At 69.1% G+C, this 12,186-nt stretch carries 12 protein-coding genes, 1 pseudogene and 1 riboswitch; of the genes and pseudogenes, 4 read left to right on the top strand and 9 right to left on the bottom strand.

From position 1 onward, the window contains the following. The 4 genes and pseudogenes from AC1DOC_RS04490 to ahcY all read right to left on the bottom strand — a co-directional run. Positions 1 to 226 (bottom strand): annotated as a pseudogene (locus tag AC1DOC_RS04490) (septal ring lytic transglycosylase RlpA family protein); the annotation flags it as partial. A gap of 89 nt (positions 227 to 315) precedes the next feature. Beyond that, positions 316 to 1,140, bottom strand: coding sequence for a methylenetetrahydrofolate reductase [NAD(P)H] (metF, locus tag AC1DOC_RS04485; protein WP_015867442.1), 825 nt, complete (start codon positions 1,138 to 1,140; stop codon positions 316 to 318). A 9-nt stretch (positions 1,141 to 1,149) separates the two neighbouring features. Then, the gene (locus AC1DOC_RS04480) at positions 1,150 to 1,941 is read right to left on the bottom strand and encodes a TlyA family RNA methyltransferase (protein ID WP_015867443.1); all 792 of its coding nucleotides are present in this window, start codon (positions 1,939 to 1,941) and stop codon (positions 1,150 to 1,152) included. Further along, a complete protein-coding gene (gene ahcY, locus AC1DOC_RS04475) occupies positions 1,941 to 3,380 on the bottom strand; it encodes an adenosylhomocysteinase (RefSeq protein ID WP_015867444.1) in 1,440 nt (479 codons plus the stop codon). The genes AC1DOC_RS04480 and ahcY overlap by 1 nt, the downstream gene beginning before the upstream one ends. Positions 3,381 to 3,446: 66 nt before the next feature. After that, a riboswitch (S-adenosyl-L-homocysteine riboswitch) is annotated at positions 3,447 to 3,515 on the bottom strand. A gap of 117 nt (positions 3,516 to 3,632) precedes the next feature. On the opposite strand from ahcY, the gene AC1DOC_RS04470 reads away from it, so the two are divergent. The 3 genes from AC1DOC_RS04470 (at position 3,633) to AC1DOC_RS04460 (ending at position 6,613) form a co-directional block, all read left to right on the top strand. Next, on the top strand, positions 3,633 to 4,280 hold the full coding sequence (locus tag AC1DOC_RS04470) for a hypothetical protein (protein ID WP_015867445.1): 648 nt from the start codon (positions 3,633 to 3,635) through the stop codon (positions 4,278 to 4,280). 135 nt (positions 4,281 to 4,415) lie between these two features. After that, entirely contained in the window at positions 4,416 to 4,907 is a 492-nt protein-coding gene (phaP, locus tag AC1DOC_RS04465) for a TIGR01841 family phasin (protein WP_015867446.1), read from the top strand. A gap of 77 nt (positions 4,908 to 4,984) precedes the next feature. Continuing rightward, positions 4,985 to 6,613 (top strand): peptide chain release factor 3, encoded by a 1,629-nt coding sequence (locus AC1DOC_RS04460; RefSeq protein ID WP_015867447.1) that lies wholly within the window; start codon positions 4,985 to 4,987, stop codon positions 6,611 to 6,613. 7 nt (positions 6,614 to 6,620) lie between these two features. Here the strand turns inward: AC1DOC_RS04460 and AC1DOC_RS04455 are convergent, their stop codons facing one another. From AC1DOC_RS04455 to AC1DOC_RS04445, 3 genes are all read right to left on the bottom strand, one after another. Further along, positions 6,621 to 7,424 (bottom strand): ABC transporter permease, encoded by an 804-nt coding sequence (locus AC1DOC_RS04455; protein WP_015867448.1) that lies wholly within the window; start codon positions 7,422 to 7,424, stop codon positions 6,621 to 6,623. A gap of 312 nt (positions 7,425 to 7,736) precedes the next feature. Further along, positions 7,737 to 8,579 (bottom strand): ABC transporter permease, encoded by an 843-nt coding sequence (locus tag AC1DOC_RS04450; protein ID WP_015867449.1) that lies wholly within the window; start codon positions 8,577 to 8,579, stop codon positions 7,737 to 7,739. Further along, the gene (locus tag AC1DOC_RS04445) at positions 8,576 to 9,571 is read right to left on the bottom strand and encodes an ABC transporter ATP-binding protein (protein ID WP_015867450.1); all 996 of its coding nucleotides are present in this window, start codon (positions 9,569 to 9,571) and stop codon (positions 8,576 to 8,578) included. The genes AC1DOC_RS04450 and AC1DOC_RS04445 overlap by 4 nt, the downstream gene beginning before the upstream one ends. 100 nt (positions 9,572 to 9,671) lie before the next feature. Here AC1DOC_RS04445 and AC1DOC_RS04440 point away from each other — a divergent pair, with 100 nt between their 5' ends. Beyond that, positions 9,672 to 10,499: an HAD-IIB family hydrolase gene (locus AC1DOC_RS04440; protein WP_015867451.1), complete on the top strand. Its 828-nt coding sequence runs from the start codon at positions 9,672 to 9,674 to the stop codon at positions 10,497 to 10,499. A gap of 31 nt (positions 10,500 to 10,530) precedes the next feature. Here AC1DOC_RS04440 and AC1DOC_RS04435 read toward each other — a convergent pair whose 3' ends face one another. After that, entirely contained in the window at positions 10,531 to 11,505 is a 975-nt protein-coding gene (locus AC1DOC_RS04435) for a tripartite tricarboxylate transporter substrate binding protein (RefSeq protein WP_015867452.1), read from the bottom strand. A 100-nt stretch (positions 11,506 to 11,605) separates the two neighbouring features. After that, on the bottom strand, positions 11,606 to 12,186 hold a 581-nt coding region (locus AC1DOC_RS04430; protein ID WP_478129450.1), incomplete at its 5' end, for an arginase family protein.

Raw genomic sequence — 12,186 nt, 5'->3', positions numbered from 1 at the left:
GGATGCCGTACCACGAGGCCCCGCCGCGCTCGAAGATCTCGCGCGGGCCGCTGTCCCCGGGCACGCCGTCGTCGGCCTCGCCAATTCCCGATACCGCGAGGTCGTAGCGCACCGAAGGCACGCTCGAGCGGGCCGGGGCGCCCGGCGGCACCGCCAGCTTGCGCGGCAGGGGCAGCAGCTTGGCGTCCTCCTTGTCGGCCGGCCCGCCCTCGGTGGCCGGCGGCATGGCGCAGCCGGCCAGCACGCAGGTGGCCGCGACGAGCGCAACGCGAAGCGAAGTGAGCAGCCGATGGCYTGCCCCAGGACGCCACCCCTTCAACCGAGGCGCTCCAGTACAGCCAGCGTGGCCGCCGACTGGTTCATCGTGTAGAAGTGCAGCGCCGGTGCGCCTCCACCCTGCAGGCGCGCGCACAGGTCGGTCACCACGTCGAGTCCGAAGGCCTTGATGGAGGCCGTGTCGTCGCCGAAGCCCTGCAGCCGCAGGCGGATCCAGCGCGGGATCTCGGCGCCGCAGGCATCGGAGAAGCGCATGAGCTGCGTCGAGCTGGTGATCGGCATGATGCCCGGCACGATCGGCAGGCCGAGCCCGAGCTTGCGGCTGTCGTCGACAAAGCGGAAGTACGCCTCGGGACTGAAGAAATACTGCGTGATCGCCGAGTCGGCGCCGGCCTTCACCTTGGCGGCGAAGGCCTGCAGGTCGGCCTCGGGCGAACGTGCCTGCGGATGCACCTCGGGGTAGCAGGCCACCTCGATGTGGAAATCGCGCCCGGTCTCCTCGCGGATGAAGGCCACGAGGTCGCTCGCGTACTGGAACTCGCCGCCGATGCCGTAGCCGCTCGGCAGGTCGCCGCGCAGGGCGACCAGGCGCTTCACGCCCATCGCCTTGAGCTCGGCCAACTGCTCGCGCACGGTGGCGCGCGTGGCGCCGATGCACGAGAAGTGGCTCGCGGCATCGACACCCTCGGACAGGATCTCCTGCACCGCGCCGAAAGTGCCCTGGTGCGTGGAGCCGCCCGCGCCGTAGGTCACCGAGCAGAACTCGGGCTTGCGCGCATACAGCTGCTGGCGCACCGCGCGCAGCTTGACCGCGCCTTCGGGCGTCTTGGTCGGAAAGAACTCGAAACTCAATGGAAGGCGCACCTGCGTCTCCTAGGAACCGTTCGCAGTGTCCGCGCGAACGGCGTGAATGAAAAACTCGCGGTTGCCGTCGCCGCCCGCAATCGGRCTGTCGAACCACCGCAGCACGCGCAGCCCGAGCGCCTCGCAGGCGTCGCGCAGGCGCTTCTCGACCACGGCGTACATCGACGCGTCGCGCACGATGCCGCCCTTGCCGACCTGCCCCGGCTGCAGCTCGAACTGCGGCTTGACGAGCATCAGCAGCTGGCCGTCGCCGGCCAGGAACGGCACCACGGCCGGCAGCACCAGCGTGAGCGAGATGAACGACAGGTCGCCGACGATCAGGTCGAAGCGCAGGTCGGAAGGCGCTTCGCCTTCTTCTTCCTGAAGGTCGTCCGGCGACAACGCACGCGCATTGACGCCTTCGATGGCCACCACGCGCTCGTCCTCGCGCAGCTTCGGATGCAGCTGCCCGTGGCCGACGTCGACGCCCACCACCTTGGCCGCGCCGGCTTGCAGCAGGCAGTCGGTGAAGCCGCCGGTCGACTGGCCCACGTCGAGGCACAGCTTGCCGGCGGCGCTGACGCCGCTCGCCGCCAGCGCGCCTTCGAGCTTGAGCCCGCCGCGCGAGACGTAGCGCGCCTCGGCCGCGTCGTCGAGCTCGACCTCGGCGGACTCGGGCACCTCGTCGCGGTTCTTCACCACCGAGCGCCACGCGTCCGCGCTGCCCGCATCGCGCCAGCGCATGCCGCCGGCAATCAGCCGCACGGCCTGCGAACGCGACGCGGCCAGGCCGCGCTCCACCAGCAATTGGTCGGCGCGCATCAGTACCGGTACGTGTCCGGCTTGTAGGGGCCGTTCTTGCTCACGCCGATGTAGGCGGCCTGCTCGTCCGTCAGCTCGGTCAGCATCGCGCCGACCTTCTTCAGGTGCAGGCGCGCGACCTTTTCGTCGAGGTGCTTGGGCAGCACGTAGACCTTGCCGGCCTGGTAGGCGTCGGGCTTGGTGAAGAGCTCGATCTGCGCGATGGTCTGGTTGGCGAACGACGACGACATCACGAAGCTCGGATGGCCCGTGCCGCAGCCCAGGTTCACGAGGCGGCCCTTGGCCAGGAGGATGATCTTCTTGCCGTCGGGGAAGGTGATGTGGTCGACCTGCGGCTTGATCTCTTCCCACTCGTACTTCTCGATCGACGCAACATCGATCTCGTTGTCGAAGTGGCCGATGTTGCAGACGATCGCCTGGTCCTTCATGGCGGCCATGTGCTCGTGGCGGATCACGTCGCGGTTGCCCGTGGTGGTCACGAAGATGTCGGCCTTGTCGGCGGCATATTCCATGGTGACGACCTTGTAGCCTTCCATCGCGGCCTGCAGCGCGTTGATGGGGTCGATTTCGGTGACCCACACCTGGGCGCTCAGCGCGCGCAGGGCCTGAGCCGAGCCCTTGCCCACGTCGCCGTAGCCGGCCACGCAGGCCACCTTGCCGGCGATCATCACGTCGGTCGCGCGCTTGATGCCGTCCACCAGCGATTCGCGGCAGCCGTAGAGGTTGTCGAACTTGCTCTTGGTGACCGAGTCGTTCACGTTGATGGCGCGGAACAGCAGCGTGCCCTTGGCGCTCATCTCGTTCAGGCGGTGCACGCCGGTGGTCGTTTCCTCGGTCACGCCGATGATCTCGGCCGACTTGCGGGTGTACCAGGTCGGATCGACCGCCAGCTTGGCCTTGATGGCCGCGTAGAGGATGCGTTCTTCCTCGCTGGTGGGCTTGGACAGCACGCCCAGGTCCTTCTCGGCGCGCTGGCCCAGGTGCATCAGCAGCGTGGCGTCGCCGCCGTCGTCSAGGATCATGTTGGGGCCTTCGCCCTGCGAACCCTTGGGGCCGAAGTCGAAGATGGCGTGGGTGTAGTCCCAGTAGTCCTTCAGCGACTCGCCCTTGATCGCGAACACCGGCGTGCCGGCGGCGGCAATCGCGGCGGCGGCGTGGTCCTGCGTCGAGAAGATGTTGCACGAAGCCCAGCGCACGGTGGCGCCGAGCGCCTGCAGCGTCTCGATCAGCACGGCCGTCTGGATCGTCATGTGCAGCGAGCCCGTGATGCGCGCGCCCTTGAGCGGCTGCGCCTTCGAGAATTCCTCGCGGATGGCCATCAGGCCGGGCATTTCGGTTTCCGCGATCTTGATTTCCTTGCGGCCCCAGGCGGCCAGGGAAAGGTCGGCAATCGCCTGGTCGGCGGTGGAAACGGGGGTGGGCTTGAGAACAGCGCTCATGAGAACTCCAACAAAGCTAGTTTGAAAGGTGCCACTGCGTTCGGGGAAAAGACTCACCGCGAGAACAGCGGGTGAGCGTGGTTGCGATGTGGTCCGAGCCTCACGCCTGGCGGCGCTGCAACGCTCCTCGGAACCGCGGATTGTAGACGGGGCGCCAAGGCGAGCCAACCGCCGGGGCATCCCACATGCCGGAAAGCGCAATTCGCATCCGGGGCGTACATTGACTTGACCCCAATCCCGGAAGTTCCACCCATGCGCTTGTCCAGACTCTCCACTGCCCCTGCCCTGCTGGCCTCGGCCGCCTTCCTTCTTCTTGCCGCCGGCGCGCCGGTCCCGGCCTCTGCGCAGGCCGCCTCCGATCCGGTGCGCATCCGCGGCACCATCGTGCGCGTCGACGCCAAGGCCCTCGTGGTCCAGGACCGCGGCGGCGAGGTCGTCAGCCTGGCGCGGCCGGCCGACATGGCCGTGTCGGAGGTCTACCCGATCAAGCTGTCCGACATCAGGCAGGGCAGCTTCATCGGCACCGCCGCCATGCCGCAGGCCGACGGCACGCAGAAGGCGCTCGAGGTGGTGGTGTTCCCCGAGGCCGCGCGCGGCACCGGCGAAGGCCACCGCCCCTGGGACCTGCTGCCGCAGAGCACCATGACCAACGCCACCGTGGCCGACCTGGCCGCGGCGCCGAAAACCGTGCGCGGCGGGCAGCAGCTGCGGCTGACCTACAAGGGCGGCGAAAAAACCGTCATCGTGCCGCCCGACGTGCCGGTCGTGACCTTCCGTCCCGGCACCGAGGCGCTGCTGGTGCCCGGCGCCAAGGTGCTGGTCAATGCGCAGGAAAGGAACGGCGTGCCCACGGCGCTGCGCGTCACCGCCGGGCGCAACGGCTTCGCGCCGCCGATGTAGCCCAAGGGAAATCCCGCAGGCAAATCCTGCCGCCGCGGCGCCGCGGGCGGGCTGCCGCGGCGTATCGTGGCGAGGCCCGGCCCGCCGGTCCTTGCCATTCACCCGTTCCTCACCCGACACAGGAGATACCGCACCATGGCCACTGCCAAGAAAGCCGCCGCGAAGAAGACCACCGCCAGCAGCAGCACCCGGGCGGCTCCCGACGCCGCCGACATGCTCGACCCCATGAAGAATCTCAAGGCCATGACCGACCGCCTGCAGGACCTCAACCTGACCGGCGGCGCGAGCAAGCTGCTCGAGAGCGGGCAAAAGGACCTCCAGGCGCTGATGCAGGCGAACCAGAAGTCCTACCAGGGCCTGCAGACCGTGGTGCAGCGGCAGACCGAGATGATCAAGAGCGCCATCGCCGAATGGCAGACGGCCGCCAAGGAAATGCCCGGCAAGGATGCCAAGGCCAACCTCGCCAAGCTCGACGAGCTCGGCCGCCAGTCGTTCCAGCGCGCCATCGACGACATCAAGGAGCTGGCCAACCTGGCCGCCAAGTCGCAGGCCGATGCGTTCGAGCTGGTGCGCCAGCGGATCCAGGCCAATGTGGATGAAGTGACGAAGCTGCTGCAGCGCAAGTAAGGCGTTTTCGGCGGGTCGGGCAGGCGGCTCGGGGCTGCCTTCTAAAATCGGGCCATCCCCCCGCAGATTGCCCCATCTTGTCTTTTCTCTCCGAAACCCGCCGCCGTCGCACCTTCGCGATCATTTCCCACCCCGACGCCGGCAAGACCACGCTGACCGAGAAGCTGCTGCTGTTCTCGGGCGCGATCCAGATCGCCGGTTCGGTGAAGGCGCGCAAGGCCTCGCGCCACGCCACCTCCGACTGGATGGAGATCGAGAAGCAGCGCGGCATTTCGGTGGCTTCGTCGGTCATGCAGATGCTGTACCGCGACCACGTGATCAACCTGCTCGACACGCCCGGCCACAAGGACTTCTCGGAAGACACCTACCGCGTGCTCACGGCGGTCGACTCGGCCCTGATGGTGATCGACGCGGCCAACGGCGTGGAGGCGCAGACGCGCCGGCTGATCGAGGTCTGCCGCCAGCGCGACACGCCCATCATCACCTTCGTCAACAAGATGGACCGCGAAGTGCGCGAGCCGCTCGACATCCTCGACGAAGTGGAGCGCGAGCTTGGCATGCCGTGCGTGCCGATGACCTGGCCGGTCGGCCAGGGCAAGAGCTTCCGCGGGATCATGAACCTGCGCACGCAGACGATGACGGTGTTCGAGTCGGGCAGCGAGCGGCTGCCGCACGACTTCGAGACCATCGCCCTCACGGAGCGCGACACGCTCACCAAGCGCTTCGGCGCCGACTTCGAATCCGCCATGGACAGCATGGAACTGGCCACCGGCGCCTCGCCCACCTGGGACCGCGAAGCCTTCCTGTCCGGCAAGCAGACGCCGGTGTTCTTCGGCTCCGGCGTGAACAACTTCGGCGTGATGGAGGTGCTCGACGCGCTGGTCGACCTTGCGCCCTCCCCGCAGTCGCGCACCAGCACCACGATGGTCAACCGCCAGCCCGTGGTGAAGGAGATCCAGCCCGAGGACCGGGACTTCGCGGGCGTGGTGTTCAAGGTGCAGGCCAACATGGACGCCAATCACCGCGACCGCATCGCCTTCGTGCGCATGGCGTCGGGCAAGTACACGCCGGGCATGAAGCTCAAGGTGCAGCGCACGTCGAAGGAACTGCGGCCGACCAGCGTCGTGACCTTCATGAGCCAGCGCCGCGAGGCGGTCGAGGAGGCCTACGCCGGCGACATCGTGGGCTTCACCACGCACGGCGGCGTGCAGCTGGGCGACACCATCACCGACGGCGCGAGCCTGCAGTTCACCGGCCTGCCCTTCTTTGCACCCGAGCTGTTCATGACGGTGATCCTGAAGAACCCGCTGCGCACCAAGCAGCTGCAGCAGGGCCTGGCCCAGCTCGGAGAGGAAGGCGCCATTCAAGTGTTCCGCCCCGAGATCGGCGGGCCGATGCTGCTGGGCGCCGTCGGGCAGCTGCAGTTCGAGGTGGTGCAGCACCGCCTGAAGGCCGAGTACGACGCCGACGTGCGGCTCGAAGGCTGCCAGTACACCGGCGCACGCTGGATCACCGCCGATTCGCCGGCCGAGCTGCGCGAGTTCGTCAACGCGTACCCGCAGCGCATGGCCAAGGACGCGGCCGATACGCTGGCCTTCCTGTGCACTTCGCCCTACGACGTGCGGCTGGCGCAGGAGCGCTTTCCGAAGATCCATTTCCATCCGCTGCGGGAGCACGCGGGGCTGGCGCTGCAGAACGCGGGCTGACGCGGGCTCAGCTGCCCGTCGAGGCGTAGTGGCGCAGCCCGATGCGCCATGCGCCGAAAGCCGCCGCGAGGAACGCGAAGCCTGCGAGCGGCGACACCATGCCCACCCAGGCGGGCGCGCCCAGCGGATCCGGCTTGCCGAGGATCACGAGCGCCGGGTAGTACGCCACGCAGGCCAGCGGTACGATGAAGGTCAGCACGCGCCGGAACCACTGCGCATAGAGCGCCAGCGGGTACTGCGCCGCCTGCACGCCACCGTAGGTGAGCACGTTGGCGATCTCCAGGCTCTCGACGGTCCAGAACGACAGCGTGCCCTGCAGCACCAGGATGCCGAGGAACAGCGCGATGCCGCCGGCCATGGCGAACAGCGCGACGGCCACGGCGCCGGGCGTCCATGCGATGTCGGCCTGCACGGTTGCGAAGACCAGCACGAGCAGGCCCTGCAGCAGACGGCCCAGGCGGCTGATGCGCACGTCGTGGCCCATGAGCTGCAACGCCAGCGGGCGGGGGCGCAGCAACAACCGGTCGAAAGTGCCGGTGCGCAGGAACTCGGTGCCGAGCACGTCGAAGCCGCGCCCCAGCGCGTCGGCAATCGCGAACATGCAGTTGACCAGACCGTAGAACAGCGCCACTTCGCCGATGGCCCAGCCCTGCACTTCGCCGAAGCGATGGAACAGCGCCCAGACGGCAACCACCTCGATGCCTGTGCCGAGGAACTGGCCCAGGGTCAGCAGCAGGGCGGACGCCGGGTACCTGGCCTGGCCGCTGATGGAGGCGGCCATGAGGCGGAAGAAGAGAGGGAGGGCGCCCATCTTCAGTGGCCCTCGCCGCTGTTCAGGGCACGTGCGCAGGCCACCGGGTACTTCCCTCCGCGAATGTCCCCCGGGCTTCGCCCTCCTCCTTGATTTCGCTGCGGGAAGCACCCAGTGTCCTGTGCACACCTAGCGCGGTCGTTGTGCTGATCGATCAACGACCGCACTGCCCAACGCTCCCGTCGATGGGGTGCCTTGCGCAGCGAAATAAAGGAGGAGGCCGCAGGCCGGGGGACATTCGCGGAGCAAGGTACCCCGTCGGCGGGAGCGCGCTCTGAACGACGGCGCGCAGCAAGGAAACAACAAGTCACCCTAGCCACCCTGCACCTGCAGACTGCGCATCGTGCGCCCCATCGCGAGGCGCCCGAACGCGACCAGCAGAGCGATCCAGAAGCACTGCAGCCCCAACGCACCCATGGCATGCCAGCCGCTCAGCTGCCCGAAGTACAGCCGCGCCGGAATGTCGAACAGCCCCGCCAGCGGCTGCACCAGCAGCGCGGCCTGCCAAGCGTCGGGCAGCAGCGCCAGCGGCAGCAGGTTGCCCGAGAACACGATGACCACGGGGGTGGCCACCGCGCTGATGCCGCGCTCGTTGAGCGCCGCCGTGGCCGCCACGTTGAGCAGCATCACCATCGCGGTGGACAGCAGCAGCGCGAGCCCGATCGACAGCAGGAACGCCAGGCCGGCCACCGCATTCGCGGGCGGCTGCCAGGCCCATTCGCCGAGCCCCGCCAGCGGCAGCGCGACCGCCGCGAAGGCCGCCATCAGCGCCACCCGCGGCAGCAGCCGCGCTGCGATCCAGCCGGCGCTGCGCGCGAACCACAGTGCGTACGCATCCACCGGCCGCAAACGGTCGTAGGCGACCGCGCCGGTGCGCACGGCCTGCGCCACCTCGGGGTCGCCGAGCCAGGGCAGCAGCACCAGCAGGCCTTGCGCGAGCCAGGTGTAGCTGACGGCCTGGGCGAGCGACATCGGCGACGCCGCGCCTGCGGCGGCGCTGCCGCCGTAGAACGCCGCGAACACCATCACCTTGATGCCGCCCCACCAGCACTGCGTGGCAAAGCCGGCGAGCGCCGCCGTGCGGTACTGCAGCATCTGCATGAAGCGCGACACGAAGGCCGCGGCATAGGGGCGCAGCAGCTCGCGCGGGCTCACGCTTCGGCCGCTCCGTGCATGGCATAGAAGCGCGCGATCACGGCCTCGATGGCCATGCCTTCGAGGCGGATGTCTTCCACCGCGTGTTCGGCCGCGATGCGTGCGATCAGCGCGGGGGCGGAGGTCAGCGCGGGATCGAAGTCGAGCACCAGCGTCTGGCCGTTGCGCATGTGCACCGTGGCGCCGGGCACCTGGTCGGGCAGCGCCGCGTCCTGCGCAAAGTCGACCACCAGCCGGCGCTCGGCCATCACCTGCGCGCGCAGCGCCTCGACCGGGCTGTCGGCCAGCACGCGGCCATGGCCGATGACGATCACGCGCTCGGCCAGCGCCTCGATGTCGTGCATGTCGTGCGTGGTCAGCAGCACGGTGGTGCCGCGCTCGCGGTTGGCGCGGCGCACGAAGTCGCGCACCGCGAGCTTCGAGGGTGCGTCGAGGCCGATGGTCGGCTCGTCGAGAAACAAAATGTCGGGCTCGTGCAGCAGCGCCGCCGCGATCTCTGCGCGCATGCGCTGGCCCAGCGAGAGCTGGCGCACCGGCTGGCCGAGCACGCGCTCCAGGTTCAGCAGCGCGACCAGTTCGTCGCGCGTGCGCCGATAGCGCGCCGGCTCGACGCGATAGATGTCGCGCAGCAGGTCGAAGCCGTCGCCCACCGGCAGGTCCCACCACAGCTGCGTGCGCTGGCCGAAGACCACGCCGATGCGCGCCACGTGCCGCTCGCGGTCTGCAAAGGGATCGCGCCCGTCGATCTCCACGCGCCCGCCGTCGGCCCGCAGGATGCCCGAGAGGATCTTGATGGTGGTCGACTTGCCCGCGCCGTTCGGCCCGATGAAGCCCAGCAGCTCGCCGCGCTCGAGCGAGAACGACACGCCCGACAGCGCCTGCACCGTGCGGTGGCGGCGCCGCACGAGGCCGCGCAGCGCGCCCATCACGCCCGGGTCGCGCTCGGAGATGCGGTAGCTCTTGAGGAGTTGGTCGACGAGGATGTGGGGCATGGAAAAAAAGCGCCGCGCCGGCGTGAACGCGCGGCGGGGGCGGGATGCTACACGAAACCGCCGGTACGATCACGGGCTCTGCAGAGATTGCCCGCCCGCCATGCCCTCGCCGACTTCCCTTCCGCCCTCGCCCACCCACCTGCTGCCGCTGGACCGCTGGGCCGCGCCCACGCGCCATGCGCTCGCCGGCGTGTTCACCGACATCGACGACACGCTCACCACCGAGGGCGCGATCACGCCCGATGCACTGCAGGCCCTCGGCGCTCTCAAGGCCGCGGGCCTTGCCATCGTGGCGATCACGGGCCGGCCCGTCGGCTGGAGCCTGCCCTTCGTCAACACCTGGCCGGTCGATGCGATCGTGGCGGAGAACGGCGCGGTGGCGCTGCTGCCCGCGGCCGATGGCAGGATCGAGAAGCGCTACATGCAGGATGCGCCCACGCGCACCGCCAACTTCGAGCGCATGCAGGCCGTGCTGGCGCGCATCGAGCGCGAGATCCCGGGCGCGCAGCGCGCCACCGATTCACCGGGCCGCGAGACCGACATCGCCATCGACCACAGCGAGTTCGTGCAGCTGGGCGAAGAAACCATCGCACAGGTCGTCGCGCTGATGCGCAGCGAAGGCATGCACGCCACCGTGAGCAGCATCCACATCAACGGCTGGTACGGCGACAACGACAAGCTCGAAGGCGCACGCTGGATCGTGCGCGAGCTCTGGGGCCGAACGCTCGACGACGAACTCGACCGCTGGGCCTACGTGGGCGACTCCACCAACGACCAGCTCATGTTCCGCACCTTCGCGAGCAGCATCGGCGTGGCAAACGTCGCGCGCTTCGTGCCGCAGCTGGAGCACCTGCCGCGCTACGTGACCGAGGGCGAGCGCGGCGCGGGCTTTGCCGAGGCGGCGCGCGCGGTGCTGTCGGCGCGCTGACCGGCCCGTCGCGCCATCCCTGCAAGCCGGCTCACTTCTCCTTCGCCAGCCCCAGCTTCTCGATCACCGCCTTCTCGCGCACCACCGTGTCCTGTGCAAACTTGGTGTAGGCCGCCGAGCTCATGTAGTTGGGCAGCATGTCGTAGCGGCCGAGCGACGCCACGTAGCTCGGCTCTTCCATCGCCTGCTTGAAGGCGTCGTGCAGCTTCTTCACCACCTCGGGCGGCGTGCCCTTGGGAGCGCCGATGCCGAAGGGCGAGTTCTGCACGATGTCGTAGCCCAGTTCCTTCAGCGTCGGGGCGTCGGGGAACTTGGCGAGGCGCTTCTCGCCCCAGGTGTTGAGCACGCGCAGCTTGCCGGCCTCCACCTGCGGCGCAAAGCCGGTGCTGTCGGCGGCCGCCATCAGCTGGCCGCTGACCACCGCGAGCATGAGGTCGGCGCTGCCCTTGTAGGGCACGTGCTGCAGCTGGATGCCGGCCTTCTGCGCGATCAGCTCGGTCGTGAGATGCGGGCTCGTGAGGTTGCCGGTGGAGCCGTAGGTGAGCCTGCCGGGGTTGGCCTTGGCGTAGGCGACGAAGTCGGCCCAGGTCTTGAACGGGCTGTCGGCCGGCACCACGATGCCGAAGGCATAGCCCGTGACGTTGAGCACGTAGCTGATGTCCTTGAGCGGATCCCAGTTGATCTTGGTGGTGTAGCCGAGGCGGAACACGCCGAGCGGGATCTGCGCGACGGTGTAGCCGTCGGGCTGCGCGGTCTGCAGCGCCTGCGCGGGCAGGGTGCCGCCGGCGCCGGGCTTGTTGTCGATGATGACGGGCTGGCCGAGGATCTTGCTGGCGTTGTCGGCCAGCTGGCGCATCGTGATGTCGGTGGGCCCGCCCGCGGGGAAGGCGATGACCAGCTTGACCGGCTTGGAGGGAAAGGCCTGCGCGAGCGCCGCCAGCGGAGAAAGAAGAAGCCCGCAGGCTGCAGCGAGCGTGGCGGCACGGAAAAGGGATCGGCGGGACATGGTGGCGGGTTCCTGGAACGGGAAAAAAGCAAAGGGCGCATTGGGCCCTGCCCTTGGCGCGGCGGCAATCGGTGCTCACCCGACTGCTGTCGCCTGCGGCTCAGCCCGCGGCCTGCTGCTCGAATCCCTGCAGCACGTTGACCGCGTTGACACCCACCTCGGCCACCGCGTAGCCGCCCTCGAACACGAACACCGTCGGCAGGCCGGCGCGCGCCAGGTCTTCGCCCATGCGCAGGTAGTCGTCGCTCCGGAGCCGGAAGCCCGCGACCGGGTCGCCTTCGAAGGTGTCGACGCCGAGCGACACCACCAGCGCGCCCGCGCGCACCGCGGCAATGCCGTCGAGCGCGGCCTTCAGCGCCGCGCGCCATGCGGCGAAGCCGGTGCCGCGCGCGAGCGGCAGGTTGTGGTTGAAGCCGAGCCCGGCGCCCGCGCCGCGCTCGTCGGCATGGCCCAGGTAGTAGGGATAGTCGGTCAGCGGATCGCCATGCAGGCTCGCGAAATGCACGTCGCTGCGCTCATAGAAGACGGCGAAGCCGGTGCCGCGCGCGAGCGGCAGGTTGTGGTTGAAGCCGAGCCCGGCGCCCGCGCCGCGCTCGTCGGCATGGCCCAGGTAGTAGGGATAGTCGGTCAGCGGATCGCCATGCAGGCTCGCGAAATGCACGTCGCTGCGCTCATAGAAGA

It is taken from the genome of Variovorax sp. 01T439_2 (genome assembly GCF_056398445.1).
Note: the sequence above shows the minus strand (reverse complement) of the source record. Positions and strands in the feature narration are given on the sequence as shown.

Coding starts and splice junctions, on each gene's coding strand:
- AC1DOC_RS04455 (WP_015867448.1), bottom strand. CDS start 7,424: ATGGGCGCCCTCCCTCTCTTCTTCCGCCTCATGGCCGCCTCCATCAGC.
- phaP (WP_015867446.1), top strand. CDS start 4,416: ATGGCCACTGCCAAGAAAGCCGCCGCGAAGAAGACCACCGCCAGCAGC.
- AC1DOC_RS04435 (WP_015867452.1), bottom strand. CDS start 11,505: ATGTCCCGCCGATCCCTTTTCCGTGCCGCCACGCTCGCTGCAGCCTGC.
- AC1DOC_RS04440 (WP_015867451.1), top strand. CDS start 9,672: ATGCCCTCGCCGACTTCCCTTCCGCCCTCGCCCACCCACCTGCTGCCG.
- AC1DOC_RS04470 (WP_015867445.1), top strand. CDS start 3,633: ATGCGCTTGTCCAGACTCTCCACTGCCCCTGCCCTGCTGGCCTCGGCC.
- AC1DOC_RS04445 (WP_015867450.1), bottom strand. CDS start 9,571: ATGCCCCACATCCTCGTCGACCAACTCCTCAAGAGCTACCGCATCTCC.